This is a genomic window from Kribbella shirazensis (assembly GCF_011761605.1).
Taxonomy (GTDB): Bacteria; Actinomycetota; Actinomycetes; order Propionibacteriales; family Kribbellaceae; genus Kribbella; species Kribbella shirazensis.
Window position 1 is genome coordinate 6,029,432 of record NZ_JAASRO010000001.1, and the last position, 16,191, is coordinate 6,045,622.

At 68.9% G+C, this 16,191-nt stretch carries 13 protein-coding genes; 5 read left to right on the forward strand and 8 right to left on the reverse strand.

Annotated features, from left to right (window positions below):
• The first annotated feature begins 2 nt into the window (after positions 1-2).
• Both BJY22_RS29105 and BJY22_RS29110 read left to right on the forward strand, forming a co-directional pair.
• Complete coding sequence (locus BJY22_RS29105) at positions 3-2,435, forward strand: DUF4132 domain-containing protein (protein WP_167212929.1); 2,433 nt, start codon at positions 3-5, stop codon at positions 2,433-2,435.
• A 25-nt stretch (positions 2,436-2,460) separates the two neighbouring features.
• Positions 2,461-2,955 carry a DUF402 domain-containing protein gene (locus BJY22_RS29110; RefSeq protein ID WP_167212931.1) on the forward strand — a complete coding sequence of 165 codons (495 nt, stop codon included), beginning with the start codon at positions 2,461-2,463 and terminating at the stop codon, positions 2,953-2,955.
• Here BJY22_RS29110 and BJY22_RS29115 read toward each other — a convergent pair whose 3' ends face one another.
• Both BJY22_RS29115 and BJY22_RS29120 read right to left on the reverse strand, forming a co-directional pair.
• Complete coding sequence (locus BJY22_RS29115) at positions 2,956-3,756, reverse strand: CPBP family intramembrane glutamic endopeptidase (protein ID WP_167212933.1); 801 nt, start codon at positions 3,754-3,756, stop codon at positions 2,956-2,958.
• A 69-nt stretch (positions 3,757-3,825) separates the two neighbouring features.
• A complete protein-coding gene (locus tag BJY22_RS29120; RefSeq protein ID WP_167212936.1) occupies positions 3,826-5,334 on the reverse strand; it encodes an alpha/beta hydrolase in 1,509 nt (502 codons plus the stop codon).
• Positions 5,335-5,466: 132 nt separating this feature from the next.
• Between BJY22_RS29120 and BJY22_RS29125 the strand changes: the two genes are divergently transcribed.
• From BJY22_RS29125 to BJY22_RS29135, 3 genes are all read left to right on the forward strand, one after another.
• A complete protein-coding gene (locus BJY22_RS29125) occupies positions 5,467-7,374 on the forward strand; it encodes a Na+/H+ antiporter (RefSeq protein ID WP_167212938.1) in 1,908 nt (635 codons plus the stop codon).
• A gap of 235 nt (positions 7,375-7,609) precedes the next feature.
• The gene (locus tag BJY22_RS29130; RefSeq protein WP_167205815.1) at positions 7,610-8,743 is read left to right on the forward strand and encodes an IS110 family RNA-guided transposase; all 1,134 of its coding nucleotides are present in this window, start codon (positions 7,610-7,612) and stop codon (positions 8,741-8,743) included.
• Between the two features lie 14 nt (positions 8,744-8,757).
• A complete protein-coding gene (locus BJY22_RS29135; protein ID WP_167212940.1) occupies positions 8,758-9,174 on the forward strand; it encodes an HIT family protein in 417 nt (138 codons plus the stop codon).
• Positions 9,175-9,236: 62 nt separating this feature from the next.
• On the opposite strand, the gene BJY22_RS29140 is transcribed toward BJY22_RS29135, so the two are convergent.
• From BJY22_RS29140 to BJY22_RS29165, 6 genes are all read right to left on the reverse strand, one after another.
• Positions 9,237-10,835 carry an alkaline phosphatase D family protein gene (locus BJY22_RS29140; protein WP_337759374.1) on the reverse strand — a complete coding sequence of 533 codons (1,599 nt, stop codon included), beginning with the start codon at positions 10,833-10,835 and terminating at the stop codon, positions 9,237-9,239.
• Between the two features lie 136 nt (positions 10,836-10,971).
• Positions 10,972-11,427 carry a GNAT family N-acetyltransferase gene (locus BJY22_RS29145; RefSeq protein WP_337759375.1) on the reverse strand — a complete coding sequence of 152 codons (456 nt, stop codon included), beginning with the start codon at positions 11,425-11,427 and terminating at the stop codon, positions 10,972-10,974.
• A 79-nt stretch (positions 11,428-11,506) separates the two neighbouring features.
• Positions 11,507-12,055 carry a HEAT repeat domain-containing protein gene (locus BJY22_RS29150; protein ID WP_167212945.1) on the reverse strand — a complete coding sequence of 183 codons (549 nt, stop codon included), beginning with the start codon at positions 12,053-12,055 and terminating at the stop codon, positions 11,507-11,509.
• 47 nt (positions 12,056-12,102) lie between these two features.
• Positions 12,103-12,333 carry a cold-shock protein gene (locus BJY22_RS29155; protein WP_167212948.1) on the reverse strand — a complete coding sequence of 77 codons (231 nt, stop codon included), beginning with the start codon at positions 12,331-12,333 and terminating at the stop codon, positions 12,103-12,105.
• A complete protein-coding gene (acnA, locus tag BJY22_RS29160; protein ID WP_167212950.1) occupies positions 12,333-15,107 on the reverse strand; it encodes an aconitate hydratase AcnA in 2,775 nt (924 codons plus the stop codon). The genes BJY22_RS29155 and acnA overlap by 1 nt, the downstream gene beginning before the upstream one ends.
• Before the next feature lie 141 nt (positions 15,108-15,248).
• Positions 15,249-16,181, reverse strand: coding sequence for an LLM class F420-dependent oxidoreductase (locus BJY22_RS29165; RefSeq protein ID WP_167212953.1), 933 nt, complete (start codon positions 16,179-16,181; stop codon positions 15,249-15,251).
• Positions 16,182-16,191: the final 10 nt, after the last annotated feature.

Sequence of the window (16,191 nt, forward strand, 5' to 3'; positions counted from 1 at the left end):
ACATGACGCAGCCAGGCGATGCCGACGCCGCCGCACTGGTGGCCGCCGCACTCAAGGCATTGGGCAGCCGGTCGTGGACAGCCGACGGGGACGCTCGCGCGCTGCCGCAGCTCCAAGCGATCCTGCAGGCCCCGGACGCGCTGCGACGCGAATGCATCCTGACCGTGTCCGAGCGGGTCGACAGCTACTACTGCGTGCAACTGCTGTCGGTCATCGCGCGGAAGCGCCTGCAGCTGTCGGCGGAGCACATCGAGCGACTGCTGCGCCTACGGCTCGGGAACCTCGAACAGCCCGAAGCATGGTGGAGCAGCGAGGCTCTCCGGGCGGTGAGCCGCCAGGTCGAGCACGCCTACGCCGGGCTGCCGGAGGCGGAGCAGGAACGGTTGAAGCCCCTGCTCGAGCGCGCGGCCGAGGAGATTCGGGACACGGCGACGGCGACCAGACTACGGAAGCTCGTGGGCCCCGGGGAGGGCATCCGCTTCGATCTGATCGACGAGAGCGACGACATCGGCCTCCGCCTGCGCAAGGCGTTCGAGTCGGCCGGCGAACCGACGGAGACGCGCGCTGCGGTTCTCGATCTCCTGGCGGCGTTCCCTACCCAGGGGCGGCCGTCGAAGAAGTGGCTTACCGAGGCCGGGCGCGTGACCGGCCACTTGTCCGAGCCTGTGGCGCTGATCGGTCGGCTCCTCGATGCAGCACTCGACGCGGCCGACACCAACCCGGAGTACACGCACAACGGTCGCACCTACACGGTCCCCCGCTACGCCGGCGCGGGCAACGAGGCCTTCCTGTGTGGAGTTGTCGCTGTCGCGGGGTTGTTGCGGGACCCCTCGCTGTTGCCGCAGCTCCGGCGGCTCGCGGTGAAGACGGTGACCGTGATCGGGGGCCAGTTCGGAAATCCCCGCAGCCTCCGCCTCGCCAACTCCTCCGCGCAGGCGATGGCCGACGTCGGTGCCCCGGCGTCGATCACCGAACTGCTCGCGCTCGAGCGTTCGGTTCGCCACGGGACATTGCTGAAGCAGATCCGCAAGGCGATCGAAGCGCTGGCCTCCGCCCAGGGCATGACCCGCGACGAACTGCTCGAACGCGCCGTCGAGACCCATGACCTCGACGCTGACGGCACGCGCCGGGCACCGCTGTCGCGGGGATCGGCCGAGGTCGTCGTGGACGGACGAACAGCGGCGTTGTTGTACGTCGACGAGAAGCAGACGCGGCGCAAATCGGTACCGCCCGACGTGAAGCAGGCCGACGCCGAAGGGCTCGCGGCGATCCGCGACGAGCTCAAGGCGATCCGCAAGACGATCGCGGGCGAGCGGGTGCGGCTGGACGGTCTGATGGCCACGGACCGCCGCTGGCCGCTCGACGACTGGCGTACCTGGTACCTGGACCATCCGATCACCGGCCGGATGACGCGCACACTCGTCTGGGTCTTCAGTACGCCGGAAGGACCGGACGTCGTCGGCATTCCGCTCGACGCCAGGACCGCCGTCACGAGTTCGGGTGAGCAGGTCGAGCTTCCACCGGACGCGGACGTGCGCCTCTGGCACCCGATCCATGCCACGGCGGACGACGTACGCGCCTGGCGACGGTACCTGCTCGAGCACCAGCTCGTTCAGCCGTTCAAGCAGGCGTTCCGCGAGCTCTACGTACTCACGCCCGCGGAGGAACAGACCCGCGTGTACTCGAACCGCTTCGCCGGCCACGTCTTCGGACAGGTCCAGGCACGCGCGTTGATGAAGGGGCGTGGATGGTCCCCGGTCGCTGTCGCGTGGTGGGACGACGGCGTCGACAACGGCGTGGCCCGGCGTACCTTCGACTGGGCCGGGATCCGCGCCGAGTTCTACTTCGACCCGATCCACGACCAGGAGCCGACCACGACCGATCTCTACCCGTACTGCACCAGCGACCAGGTGCGGTTCGTCGACGTACGGACCGATGACACTCTCGAGCTCACCGCGGTACCACCGCTCGTGCTGACCGAAGCGCTGCGTGACGTCGACCTGTTCGTCGGCGTCACGTCGATCGGTGCCGATCCAGAGTGGCTCGACCGCGGCACCGAGCGCCGCTTCGAGGCGTACTGGCACACGTTCGGGTTCGGCGAGCTGTCCGCGGCCGGCGAGATCCGCCGCGAGGTGCTCCAACAGCTCGTCCCGCGGCTGGCCATCGCCGACCGGTGCGAGTTCGAGGACCGGTACCTCACGGTGCGCGGCGATCTGCGGACGTACCGCATCCACCTGGGCAGCGGGAACATCCTCATGTCACCGAACGACCAGTACCTCTGTATCGTGGCCGCCCGCGACGGCCAGGCGCAGAAGCTGTTCCTCCCGTTCGACGACGACCCCGTCCTGAGCCTGGTCCTCAGCAAGGCGTTCCTGCTCGCGAACGACACCGCGATCGAGGACCCCACGATCACGGCCCAGATCAACCGCCGCTGACCCGATGGCCGATAGGTTGAGGGTTATGCGTGATGTCCGGGTGGTGTACCGCAAGTACGACGAGAAGCTGCATTGGCATCAGTGGATGCGCTATCTGGGCGAGGACGAGTACGGCGTCTGGCTGGGGGCGCCGGCCGGGGCGGTGGCGCAGCGGGGTGACGAGCCGGTCGTGACGCAGGATCAGGCGCACGTGCAGTTGTTCCCGCGGGACAAGTGGTTCACGGCGATCTTCAACGACGAGCCGCGGTACACGCTGATCTACGCGGACATCACCACGCCGGTCGAGTTCTCCGACGACGTGGTGACGATGATCGATCTCGACCTGGACGTGATCAAGCGCCGCGACGGCACGGTGTTCATCGACGACGAGGACGAGTTCGCCGAGCACCAGGTGAAGTACAGCTACCCGGCCGACGTGATCGCGACCGCGCGCGAGACCTGCGACTGGCTGGTCGGCGCGGTCGCCACGGACGAGCCGTTCCTGACCGTCTACAAGACGTATCTGGACAGGGTCAGATAGCTACAGCGAGGTCCGCCCCATCGCCACGGCGACGACGCCGACGACGGTCATCAGCAGTGCGGAGCCGGGGTGCATGCCGATCGAGATCCGGATGTCCTGCTTCTTCCAGGCCAGGTGGACGCCCGGGTAGAGGAAGACGAGTTTGGACAGGACCGTCCACGGCGCCCAGAAGTGGTACACCGAGAAGAAGAACACGTTGAAGATCGGCGCCCATCCGCGCAGCTGCGGCAGGCGGGGCAGCAGGAATCCGCGGAAGTAGTACTCCTCGATGAGCGGCAGGAACCAGCCGGTGAACGGGCCGCAGATCAGCAGGGTGGTCAGGAGCTTCTGCTGCGAGTAGCCGTTCAGGTACGACGTGGCGCTGTCGCCGGTGCCCTCGTAGTTGATCCACGAGAAGACGGTGTCGTAGAGCAGGTTGTCCAGCGGAATCAGCGAGAGCGACACGACGGTCATCCACACGAGGCAGCCGACGATCAGTGCGCTGACCTTGCCTCGCGGGACCGGTCGGTCCATGTACCTCAAGGCGCCGCCCCGCAGGCAGTAGCGGCCGGTGACCTGCTTCCCCAGCCAGGACATGCCCAGCAGGAGTGGGAAGAGGACCACCGCCAAGGCGATCGCCCAGGCCAGGAAGGGCGGGTAGTCAATCGCCCGGACGAGCGGTGCCGCGACGAAGGCGTAGACCGCGACGATCAGCGCGCCAGGGACCAGATGCAGCGCGATGGACAAGGGGATCGAATGCTTGTCGGCGAGGAGCACCTCGACGAACTTCGGGCGGGACGTGGTGAGAGTGGCTTCGTTCATGCCCAGAAGATTCGCGTCCCGTCCTGACACGGCCCCGTCACCTGCCTGACGCGGTGCCGTCACGGGAGGCTACGGAGCTGAGTGGACCCTCAGCACCCCGTTCTTGAGCATCATCATTCCTGGGAGCGGGCCGCGTTGGCCGGCGTACATGTCGGCAACGGGAGTGACGGTCAGGTACAGGTTCTGGCCGGCCGGGACGTCGACAGCGATCGCGGGCAGCTCGATGGTTCGCCGTACGCCGCGTGCTGTCTGCTGCTCGCGCAGCGGCATGGTGTTGTTCTGCACGACCTTTGCGGTCAGCGGGGTCTTGCCGACGCTGAGGGCGAAGTACGCGACCGATCGCGGGATGACGGTGTAGACGTTCGCGGTCAGGGTGGGCGTGCCGGCGACGGTGATCGGGCCCTTGGCGAGCGGCAGGTTGACGGGCAGCCCGACGCCGGTCGAGGCGACGATCTTGCCGAGCTGGTAGCGCTTGTTCGGCGTCAGGCTCCGTTGTGTGAGGCAACGACCGGCAGCGGTCGACAGGTGGTACGCGCCGAAGCCGGACAGGCCGGTCGACTGGTTCAGGAGCCGCAGCCGCATGAACCGGATCGACAGGTCGGAGAACGACGGCGAGCCGAGGGCGATCGAGCACGGGTCCCCCGCGGTCGCGTAGCCGGGCGGTACGACGCTCGGCAGGGTGTGACCGGCGTTGTACCCGACGAAGATCGACTTGGACCGCGCTCGGGACGTGAGCGCGTGGTCGAAGTTCGCGAGGCCCTGGTTGAGGTTGAACAGGTTGTCCGAGATGCCCTGACCGATCAGCACGGGGATGTCGAGCTTGCGCCCTTGCCGCACGTGCCAGGCGGGTCCGTTCTTCGCGAAGAACGCGTCGAGGTCACGTCCCTCCTTCCCGGGCGGCCACGCGCCGGTCGCGATCAGTGTCACGAACGACTTCGACACGGCCGGCGGCAGGTGCGTGCCACCGCCCGCGAACAGGATCGACAGCCACATGGTCCGGGCGGCCTCCTGCGGCGCGAGGCTCTCCTTGAGATCCCACCAGGTGATCTCCGGAGCGAGTGCGTCGAAGCGGGTCCGGCCGCTGTCGCGAAGCTCGGTGAACGCGCCGGCGAACTGGTACCCGCCGCCGTACGACCCGCCGGTGGCGCCGATCAACGGGTCGCCGGGGCCCTGCTTCGTCACCCAGTCCAGGCCCGCGACGAGGTCGACGAGCTTCACCACGTCGCGGCCTTCGTAGTCCGGGTTCATCACGTGCGCGACGCCGGTGCTCTGGCCGAAGCTGCGCTGGTCGAAGCTCAGCACACCGAACCCGGCGTCGAGCCAGACCTTGAACGCGGCCGGGTCCGTGGTCCGGCTCCCGGCCCATCCGTGGCTGTGGAAGATCAGCGGCACGGTCTGCTGCGGTGACGCGGCAGCGGGTTTGAAGAGCGAGTAGCAGATCCGGACAGGCGTCGTCGTTCCCGGCTCGGGCACCGACGCGACGCAGCCGTTGGTCACGGTCGTCGCCGCGGCGGCCGGGACGACCGGCGACAGCAACAGAGCGACCACAGCGGACAGAGCCAGCACACGACGACGCATCAGTCACTCCAGGTGATCAACGGATCCCGCTGCGCACACGCTATTGGACCGGCCCGCACCTGACCAGACCCCGGAGTCAGCCTTCGGCGAACCGATGGACCGAAACCGCACGCTCGCTGCGACACTGTGCGCGTGCATATCGCGATCGAGGTCGTGGCCCTCGTCGCTGTCGTCGCGGCCGGTGCCGCGCTGGCGCGGCGGATAGGAATCTCGGCTCCCCTGCTGCTGGTGGTCCTCGGGATCGCCGCGTCGTACCTGCCGTTCGTCCCCCGCGTCGAGCTCGAGCCCGAGGTCGTGCTGGTCGGCTTCCTGCCCCCGCTGCTCTACTCGGCCGCGATCAAGACCAGCCTCGTCGACTTCACCACGCACCGGCGGTCGATCGGGCAGCTCTCTGTCGGCCTCGTCGCGTTCACCGCACTGGGCGTCGGAGTCGTGACGTGGTGGCTGCTCGGCCGGGTCGCGGAGTCGATCGGCCAGGAGCCGTTGCCGTTCTGGGCCGCGTTCGCGATCGGCGCCGTCGTCGCGCCGCCCGACGCGGTCGCCGCGACCGCGATCGCCAGGCGCGTCGGTCTTCCACGCCGCGTGGTCACGATCCTCGAGGGCGAGAGCCTGCTGAACGACGCGACCGCGCTGGTCTGCCTCCGGACGGCGATCGCGGCCGCCGTGGTCGCCCCGACCGTGCTGCACGTCGGCCTGGACTTCCTGCGCGCGGCAGGCGGTGGTGTGCTGGTCGGCGTCGTCGTCACGTTCGTGCTGGCGAAGATGCGCCGGCGGTTCACCGATCCGGTGCTGGACACCACCCTCAGTCTCACCGCGCCGTTCGTCGCCTACATCGCGGCCGAGAACCACTACGTGCACGCGTCCGGCGTCGTCGCGGTCGTCGTCACCGGCCTGCTGCTCGGGCACAAGGCGCCGATCATCCAGTCGGCGAAGTCGCGGGTGTCGGAACGGACGAACTGGCGGACGTTCCAGTTCCTGCTGGAGAACACGGTCTTCCTGCTGATCGGCCTGCAGACCCGGTGGATCCTCGACGACCTCACCGAGAGCCCGCTGCCGACCTGGCTGATCGCGACGACGACGCTCGCGGTGTTCGTCGCGGTGGTGCTGCTGCGGCCGATCTGGGTCATCCCGACGACCCTGCTGTCCCGGCGCTTCCTGGGCCCGTCGCGTCCCGGACCGGTCTCGCGGCGGGCGCTGATCGTCGTGTCGTGGGCCGGTATGCGTGGTGTCGTCACGCTGGCGGCGGTCTTCACGTTGCCCGAGGACACGCCGCATCGCGAGGTTCTCGTGTTCATCGCGCTGGCCGTCACCGCGGGCACGCTGCTCGTGCAGGGGTCGACCCTGCCCTGGCTGGTACGGCGGTTGCGGCTGCCGGGTCCCGACCCGGCCGAGGACGCGCTGCAGGAGGCCGCCGTACTGCAGGGAGCTCATCGGGCCGCGATCGAGAAGCTCGACGAGATCGCGACGCCGTCGGATCCGCCCGCCGTTCTCGACATCCTGCGCCAGCGTGGTGAGGCGAGAGCGCAGGCGGCGTGGGAGCGGCTCGGGCGGCCCGAGACCGAGTACGAGACGCCCAGCGAGGCGTACCGGCGGTTGCGGATCGCGATGCTGGAGGCGGAGCGTGCGCACATCCTGAAGGTGCGCGACGCGGGGATGGTCGCGGACGAAGTACTGCAGCGGGCGCAGAACGCGCTCGACATCGAGGAGTCGATCCTCGACCGCGACGAGGACGACGACGTCGGCGGGCGCTCCGAGGACCTGCGGCCGAAGGTGTCGCCGGGTGGTGCCTGCGAGCACCTGGAGCAGGCTCCGGTCGTGGTCGCGCCGAACACGCCGGACGGCTGCGAGGAGTGCCTCGCCGAAGGCGGCTCGTGGGTCCACCTGCGGCTGTGTCTCGGGTGCGGTCACGTCGGGTGCTGCGACTCGTCGGTGATGAAGCACGCCAGCAAGCACCACCACCAGACCAAGCACGCGGTGATGCGCAGCTTCGAGCCGGGCGAGACGTGGCGCTGGTGCTTCCTCGACGAGAAGCTAGGTTGACATCAGTGTCAGGGTGATGCTGCCGCTCACGCGGTGGTTGGATCCTGAGCATCCGGTGTCTGGCTCTTAGGTTGGCTGCCGCCTGCGGGTTGGCGTCCACGGGTTTTGCCGGCGCCGGGTGTGAAGGGACCGACCGGCGTGACTTGATAGGAGCGTGGCATCGCCCCCACTGAGATGTGTCCGCCGGCCGGTCCGACCGTCCAGTCACTGATCAGGGTGAAAGGAGGCAACCACCATGGTGTCACAGCTGTCACAGGCGTCGCAGGTGGTTGTTGGGGCCGACGTGCACAAGCACAGCCACACGTTTGTCGCGGTCGACGAGACCGGCAAGAAGCTGGGTCAGCTCACGGTGCGGGCCGACAGCACAGGGCACGACAAGGCGGTGCGGTGGGCCCAGGCCCAGTTCGGTGCCGCCGGGGATTCCGGGGATGGTTGCGGGGATGGTTGCGGGGATGGTTGCGGGGCCGGGATCAGGTGGGGAATCGAGGACTGCCGGCATCTCTCGGCGCGGCTGGAGATCGATCTGCTCGAAGCCGGGCAGCATGTGGTGCGGGTGCCGCCGAAGCTGATGGCTGAACAGCGACGCACGGCCAGGACCCGGGGAAAGTCGGACCCGATCGACGCGCTCGCGGTCGCGCGGGCAGTGCTGCGCGAACCGGATCTGCCGGTCGCGGCGCATGACGAGGCGTCGCGGGAGCTGAAACTGCTGGTCGATCACCGCGACGACCTGGTCGCACAGCGGACCCAGGTGGTCAACCGGTTCCGCTGGCACCTGCACCGCATCGACCCCACCGTCGATCCGGCGCCCGCATCGCTGAACCGGGCCAAGACCCGGCGATGCATGGCCGAGTTGCTCGCAGACCGGTCCGGGATCGACGCCCGGCTTGCCCGGGAACTTCTCACCGATATCGAGACCCTCACCGCACGGGTGAACACGCTCAAGACCGAGATCGCCGCGCTGGTGGCCGTCCAGGCCCCGGCCCTGCTCGAACTCGAGGGCTGCGGGACCCTGACCGCGGCCAAGATCGTCGGCGAGACCGCCGGCATCACCCGCTTCCCCCACGAGGCCAAGTACGCCATGCACGCCGGTGTCGCTCCCATCCCTGTCTGGTCCGGCCGCACCGCCGGCCGGGTCCGGGTGAACAGATCCGGCAACCGCCAACTCAACGCCGCTCTCCACAGAATCGCGGTCACCCAGATCCGTCTCGGCGGCCTCGGCAAGGCCTACTACGACAAACGCCTCGCGGCCGGCGACTCCACCACCGAGGCCCTGCGCTGCCTCAAGCGACGACTCGCACGAGTCGTGTTCAACACCCTCAAGAACAACCCGTCAACCGCGACCGCAACCGGACTCGCGGCCGCGGCTTGACATAGGAGAAACCCATGGCGGACTGTCTCTTCTGCTCCATCATCGCCGGTACGACGCCGGCGCAGCTCGTGCTGGAGACGCCGGAGGTCGTGGGGTTCCTGGACATCCGGCCGGTGTTCAAGGGGCACACGCTGATCGTGCCGCGGACACACGTCGCGACGATGGTCGAGCTGTCCGACGAGCTGGTGGTGCCGCTGTTCGGAGCGGCCCGCTCGGTCGCGGACGCCGTACGGACCGCGTTCGACGCGCAGGGGTCGTTCGTCGCCGTGAACAATGTCGTGTCGCAGTCGGTGCCGCACCTGCACGTCCACGTGGTGCCGCGGACCAAGGGCGACGGTTTGCGCGGGTTCTTCTGGCCGCGCACGAAGTACGCCGACACCGCCGAGGCCGAGGAGTACGCCGGCAAGCTCCGCGCCGCCCTCGGCGACTGACCTCGGACAGGGTGCGGTGACCTCGGACAGGTCATCAGCTGTCCGAGGTCACCGGGTCCTGTCTACGGTCGCGCGGTCTCCCAGGCGACGGTGTCGAGCGTGGGTGCCGGCGCAGACGCCGCGAGCGTGCGCGCGGCGGCGGGTGGGTTGTCGCCGGTCAGGTTCAGACCGGGCTTCCCGTCCTCGATGGTGAACTGGGCCCGGGTGAAGACCTCGGCGTCCTTGGTCTTCACCGAACGGACGGTCCGGAAGTCGGCGACCAAGGACTCGGCCGTGATGGTGGTGTTCACGTACCCGCGCAGGTTGTTCTGGAAGCGCAGGTGCGGGTTCCAGGCGAGCCACGGATGCGCCGTCGTGCCGGAGTCGGCGCCGTCACCGCCGCTGGTGATCGAGGAGCAGACGAGCTCAGCGCCGACCGTGGCCGACGTCGGGTCGTCGTAGTCGAGCTTCAGGTCCGACGCCCAGTGCGCGTGGACGTCGCCGGTGAGTACGACGGGGTTCCGGACGCCGGCGTCGACCCAGCCGCGGGTGATCCGATCGCGCGAGGCGACGTACCCGTCCCAGGAGTCCATCGACGTCACCTTCAACGGACCCTGGTTGTTGTCGCGCTGCGCGAAGAACACCTGCTGACCGAGGATGTCCCATCGCGCCTCGGACCGGCGGAAGCCGTCGAGCAGCCACTCCTCCTGCCGCGCACCGGTGATCGAGCGCTTCGGGTCGACCGCGGCCGGGCAGTCCTTGTACCCGTCGCCGCAGCCCTGGTCGTCGCGGTACTGCCGGGTGTCGAGCATGTGGAACGTCGCCAGCTCACCCCAGTGCACCCGCCGGAACAGCTGCAGGTCGATCCCGCGCGGCTTCGAGGACGCGCGGAGCGGCATGTTCTCGTAGTACGCCTGGAACGCCGCCGCCCGGCGGGCGAGGAAGCCGTCCTCCGGCTTCTCCGGCACCTCGTCGGCCCAGTTGTTGTCGAGCTCGTGGTCGTCCCAGACCACCACCCACGGCGCGACCGCGTGCGCTGCCTGCAGGTCGGGGTCGCTCTTGTACTGCGCGTGCCGCTGCCGGTACGACGCCAGATCGGTCGTCTCGGGTCCGTCGTGATCGCGGACGTTGCCGCCCGGAGCGACGTACGTGTTCTTGGTGTACTCGTACTGGTAGTCGCCGAGGTGCAGCACGAGGTCCGGGTGGTCCTGTGCGAGCCGGCGGTACGCCGTGAACCATCCGTGCTCGAACTGCGAGCAGGACACGAACGACATCGCCAGCTCCCGCGGCATCGTCCCACGCGCCGGCGCGGTCCTCGTCCGGCCTGTGCGCGAGCCATAGCCCTCCGCGCGGAAGCGGTAGTAGTACTCGCGGCCGGGCTGCAGCCCCTGGATCGTGACGTGGACCGCGTGCGCGTGCTCGGGGCGGGCGACCGCGACACCGGCCTTCACGACGCGGCTGAACTGCTCGTCGGTCGCGACCTGCCACTGGACGGCGTACGCGCGGTTCGGCATACCGCCGAGGCCGTCCTCGGCGACCGGGTTGAGGGCCAGGCGGGTCCAGAGCACGAAGCCGTCCGGCCACGGGTCGCCGCTGGCGATGCCGAGCGTGAACGGGTCCTGGCGGACCGGTGCCGCGGCGGCGGTGGTCGGGGTCGTCAGGGTCGAGGTCAGGCCGGCCACAGCCGCAGTGGAAGCCAGACCGGCTTTCAGGACGGATCTACGGGAGGTCTCCATACGCAGACCGTTTCCGCCAACGATGTGCGGGCGCTGACACCCAGATGGCCACTCGATGACATGTACATCGATCGCTGATGTCTCAGCAGGCGCGTTCGTACTCGACCTGTGGCAGCGGCGTACCGTCGCCGAAGTCGCGGGACTGTGTGGCGCCGGTCTCGACAAAACCGCTCCCTGTGTAGAAGCGGCGGGCCTGTGGTGTGTCTCTGAGGGTCCAGAGATGGACGCGGTCGAAGCCGTCGGCTTTGAGGCGTTGCAGAGTGGCCGTCATCAGCGCCGCGGAGACGCCGCTCCCCCAGCCGTCCGGATGGGTGTAGAAGCTGTGGATCTCCGCGAACCCGGCGCGCGCGTGCGACTGGCTCGACCAGGACATCGCCAGCGGTTGCTCGCCGACGAACCCGAGCATGACGACCCCGTCGCCGGTCGCGAGCCGCTCGTGCCATCTGGTCAGCCGGCTCGCGATGCCTTCCTGCGCCACGTCGTCGGGGAAGAACGGCGCATACGCCGCTGCCCAGGACGCGGCATGCACCTCCCCCACTGCAGCACCATCGCTCACCGTCGCACGGCGCGCAGAGATCGTCCCGCTGGGCCCAGCCGCAGCGGCCGGGTAGCCGCGGTCACCGGACAGCTCGGTCAAGGCGTTCCTCCAGTTTCACGAGCGCGCGTTCGACGGCGGCGCGGACGGTCCGGTCGGGGTCGTCGGCCAGCGGGCGGATCGCGTCGGCGTGCTCGTACTCTCCCGCGGCGCCGACCGCGCGGACAGCCGCCGCACGCACCCGTGGCAACTCGTGGTCGAGCATCGGGAGGAGGGCGTCGACGAGTTGGCCGAGCTCACGCTGCGCCGTGATCCGCGCGACGTGCTCGCGGACGCGCCAGGCTGGATCGGTCGCCGCGACCTGGAGCGCCTCGACCACGTCGTCCCGCCAGACATACAGGAACACCCGGGCGGCCCAGACCCGGATCCAGTAATAGTTGACCGGATCGACCGGCGACTTCCAGCCGCCCGGGTTGTCCGACCCGGTGATCGCGATCAGCTTCGGCAGTTCTTCGCCGTACGCCGCTTCGCCCGGGATCGCCCCGGTCAGGAACTCGACGCACCAGTCGATCACGGTGTCCTCGCCGTACTCGGCACAGGCTGCCCGTACGACGGCGCGCGGCTCGGTCATGAGGTCAGTAAACCGCGAGCCACCGACAGGTTTCCTGGACCACGTTGTCAGACGGCCCTGGCCCACTCGGCGCGGTAGTCATAGCCGTCCTGGCCTGGCGACTCCCAGCGCACGCGGACCTGGGCGCCCGGCGTCAGCGACCGGAACCCGTCGGCCTCGATGACCGAGAAGTGGGTCCAGCACCCGCCGGGAGTGCTGAGGCAGTCCACGACGCCCCAGCCCTCCTCGTCGTACCAGACGCGGACGACGCCGTCGTCCTCGCCGGTACGAGGCTCCATCAGCCCGCGATCAGCGAACGCAGCACGTACTGCAGGATGCCGCCGTTGCGGTAGTAGTCGGCCTCGCCCGGGGTGTCGATGCGGACGACCGCGTCGAACTCCGTGACCGCACCGTCGGGCGACGTGGCCTTGACGTGCACCGTGCGCGGGACGTCGCCGTCGTTCAGCGCCGTGACACCGGAGATGTCGAAGGTCTCCTCGCCGGTCAGGCCGAGCGACTCCGCGGTCTCACCCTCCGGGTACTGCAGCGGGAGGACGCCCATGCCGATCAGGTTCGACCGGTGGATGCGCTCGAAGGACTCGGTGATGACGGCCTTCGCACCGAGCAGCGCCGTACCCTTGGCGGCCCAGTCACGCGACGAGCCCGAGCCGTACTCCTTGCCGGCCAGGATCACCAGCGGCGTGCCCTGCTCGGCGTACGCCTGGGCGGCGTCGTAAATCGTGGTGACCGGCGCGTCGTCCTTGGTGAAGTCGCGGGTGAAGCCGCCCTCGGTACCCGGCGCGATCTGGTTGCGCAGGCGGATGTTGGCGAACGTGCCGCGGATCATCACCTCGTGGTTGCCCCGGCGGGAGCCGTACGAGTTGAAGTCCTTGCGGTCGACACCGTGCTCGGCGAGGTACTTGCCCGCCGGGCTGTCCGCCTTGATCGAGCCGGCCGGGGAGATGTGGTCGGTGGTGACCGAGTCGCCCAGCTTGGCCAGCACGCGGGCACCGGCGATGTCGGTGACCGGAGCCGGGTCCTTCGCCATACCCTCGAAGTACGGAGGCTTCCGGACGTACGTCGACTCGGCGTCCCACGCGAACGTCTTGCCCTCCGGCGTCGGCAGCGACTTCCAGCGCTCGTCACCGGCGAACACGTCGGCGTAGTCCTTGGTGAACATCTCCTTGTTGATCGAGCTCGCGATCGTGGCCTCGACCTCCTCGGCGGTCGGCCAGATGTCGCGCAGGAACACGTCGTTCCCGTCCTGGTCCTTGCCCAGGGCATCGGTCTCGAAGTCGAAGTCCATCGTCCCGGCGAGCGCGTACGCGATCACCAGCGGCGGGCTGGCCAGGTAGTTCATCTTCACGTCCGGGTTGATCCGGCCCTCGAAGTTCCGGTTGCCCGACAGCACCGAGACGACGGCCAGGTCGGCCTCCTGGACCCCGGCCGAGACCGGCTCCGGCAGCGGGCCGGAGTTGCCGATGCAGGTGGTGCAGCCGTACCCGACCAGGTGGAAGCCGAGCTTCTCCAGGTACGGCGTGACGCCGGCCTTCTCGTAGTAGTCGGTGACGACCTTCGACCCCGGCGCGAGCGACGTCTTCACCCACGGCTTCGACGCCAGGCCCTTGTCGACCGCGTTCTTCGCGAGCAGCGCGGCGGCGAGCATGACCGACGGGTTCGAGGTGTTGGTGCAGGAGGTGATCGACGCGATCACGACGTGGCCGTGGTCGAGCTCGATCTCCTGGCCGTCCAGGCTGACCGTGGTCTTCTTCGACGGACGGCCGGGACCGCCGTGCGGGACGTGCGGCTCGTCGTTCACGTTGCCGTGACCGTTGGGCGCGTCGCTGGCCGGGAAGCTGCCGAGCTCCGACGGGTCGACGTCCAGCTCCTCGGTCGCGTAGTCCGTCAGCGCGCCGCGGAAGGCTTCCTTCGCCTCGCTCAGCTCGACGCGGTCCTGCGGCCGCTTCGGGCCGGCGATGGACGGCACGACGGTGGACAGGTCCAGCTCGAGGTACTCGGAGTACCGCGGCTCGACGGCCGGGTCGTGCCAGAGGCCCTGCTCCTTGGTGTACGCCTCGACCAGCGCGACGTCCTCGTCCGAGCGGCCGGTGAGCCGCAGGTAGTCGAGCGTGACGTCGTCGATCGGGAAGATCGCGCAGGTGGAGCCGAACTCCGGGCTCATGTTGCCGATGGTGGCGCGGTTCGCCAGCGGGACCGCCGCGACGCCGTCGCCGTAGAACTCGACGAACTTGCCGACCACACCGTGCTTGCGCAGCATCTGGGTGATCGTCAGCACGACGTCGGTCGCGGTCGCGCCGGCCGGCACCGACCCGGTCAGCTTGAAGCCGACGACCTTCGGGATCAGCATAGACACCGGCTGGCCGAGCATCGCGGCCTCGGCCTCGATACCGCCGACGCCCCAGCCGAGCACGCCCAGACCGTTCACCATCGTGGTGTGGCTGTCGGTGCCGACGCAGGTGTCGGGGTACGCCTGGCCGTTGCGGACCATCACCGTCCGGGCCAGGTGCTCGATGTTCACCTGGTGCACGATGCCGGTGCCCGGCGGGACGACCTTGAACTCGTCGAACGCGGTCTGGCCCCAGCGGAGGAACTGGTAGCGCTCGCGGTTCCGCTCGTACTCCAGCTCGACGTTGCGCTCGAACGCGTCCTGGCGGCCGAAGACGTCGATGATGACGGAGTGGTCGATGACCAGCTCGGCCGGCGCCAGCGGGTTGATCTTGGTCGGGTCGCCGCCCAGCTCACCGACCGCCTCGCGCATCGTGGCCAGGTCGACCACGCACGGCACGCCGGTGAAGTCCTGCATGATCACCCGCGCCGGGGTGAATTGGATCTCGGTGTCGGGAGCCGCGTTCTGGTCCCAGCTGCCGAGCTTGCGGATGTGGTCCGCGGTGATGTTCGCGCCGTCCTCGGTGCGCAGCAGGTTCTCCAGCAGGACCTTCAGCGAGTACGGCAGCGTGTCCGCACCCTCGATGCCCGCCAACCTGAAGATCTCGTACGACTGCCCGTTGACCTCGAGTGCACCTTTGGCACCGAAGCTGTCGACGCTCGCCATCAACCTGCTCCTCTGTCCAGTCCGTGTCTACGCCCATCCTGCCGAGCGCTGCGGCCGGTCGCGAGGTCAGGTTCCCCTAACCTCGCGCCGCAAACTCTCTCGACATCAAGATACACGACATCGAGCCAACTTTTCGCGTGCTCAGGAAACCTGTGGAAGAACGTCCGCCGCGATCAGGTCGAGGTGGTCGAGGTCCTGCAGATCCATGATCTGGACGTACTGGCGCTGCGATCCGGCGGCGGCGAACTGCCCCAGCCGGTCGACGACCTCGGCCGGCGTGCCCGCGATGGCGTTCGCCTTGAGGTCCTCGAGGTCGCGGCCGATCGCCTCGGCCCGCTGCTTCACCTCGGCGTCGTCCTTGCCGACCACGACCGTGTGCGCCGTGGACAGTGCGAGCGTCTTCGGGTCGCGGCCACGGGCCTCGCAGGCCGCCTGGACCCGCTTGAACAGCGTCTCGGTCCCCTCGACGTCGCGGAACCCGGCGTTGAACTCGGCCGCGTACTGCGCGGCGAGCGCCGGCGTCCGCTTCTTGCCCGCGCCGCCGATGATGATCGGGGGATGCGGCTGCTGCACCGGCTTCGGCAGCGCCGGCGAATCGCTGATCTGGTAGTGCTCGCCCTGGAACTCGTACTTCTCCCCCACCGGCGTGTTCCACAGTCCGGTGATCAGCTCGAGCTGCTCGGTGAAGATGTCGAAGCGGCCGGGGGTGTCGGGGAAGTCCAGGCCGTACGCCTTGTGCTCGGCCTCGTACCACCCGGCGCCGAGTCCGAGTTCGGCGCGGCCGCCGCTCATGTGGTCAACCTGCGCGACCGAGATCGCGAGCACACCCGGGTTCCGGAACGTGGCGGAGCTGACCAGCGTGCCGAGCTTGATCCGCTTGGTCTCGCGGGCCAGGCCGGCGAGCGTGATCCACGAGTCCGTCGGGCCCGGGAGCCCGTCGTTCGGACCCATCACGAGGTAGTGGTCGGAACGGAAGAACGCGTCGAACCCGTTCTCCTCCGTCTTGCGCGCGACGGCGAGCAGGTCGTCGTACGTCGCGCCTTGCTGAGGTTCGGTGAAGATCCTGAGAAGCATGCCGCCAACG

Excerpts from the sequence above, each read along its gene's own strand:
- BJY22_RS29135 (WP_167212940.1), top strand. The coding sequence starts at position 8,758 with ATGGCGGACTGTCTCTTCTGCTCCATCATCGCCGGTACGACGCCGGCG.
- BJY22_RS29110 (WP_167212931.1), top strand. The coding sequence starts at position 2,461 with ATGCGTGATGTCCGGGTGGTGTACCGCAAGTACGACGAGAAGCTGCAT.
- acnA (WP_167212950.1), bottom strand. The coding sequence starts at position 15,107 with ATGGCGAGCGTCGACAGCTTCGGTGCCAAAGGTGCACTCGAGGTCAAC.
- BJY22_RS29155 (WP_167212948.1), bottom strand. The coding sequence starts at position 12,333 with ATGGAGCCTCGTACCGGCGAGGACGACGGCGTCGTCCGCGTCTGGTAC.
- BJY22_RS29150 (WP_167212945.1), bottom strand. The coding sequence starts at position 12,055 with ATGACCGAGCCGCGCGCCGTCGTACGGGCAGCCTGTGCCGAGTACGGC.
- BJY22_RS29120 (WP_167212936.1), bottom strand. The coding sequence starts at position 5,334 with ATGCGTCGTCGTGTGCTGGCTCTGTCCGCTGTGGTCGCTCTGTTGCTG.
- BJY22_RS29105 (WP_167212929.1), top strand. The coding sequence starts at position 3 with ATGACGCAGCCAGGCGATGCCGACGCCGCCGCACTGGTGGCCGCCGCA.
- BJY22_RS29165 (WP_167212953.1), bottom strand. The coding sequence starts at position 16,181 with ATGCTTCTCAGGATCTTCACCGAACCTCAGCAAGGCGCGACGTACGAC.
- BJY22_RS29115 (WP_167212933.1), bottom strand. The coding sequence starts at position 3,756 with ATGAACGAAGCCACTCTCACCACGTCCCGCCCGAAGTTCGTCGAGGTG.
- BJY22_RS29130 (WP_167205815.1), top strand. The coding sequence starts at position 7,610 with ATGGTGTCACAGCTGTCACAGGCGTCGCAGGTGGTTGTTGGGGCCGAC.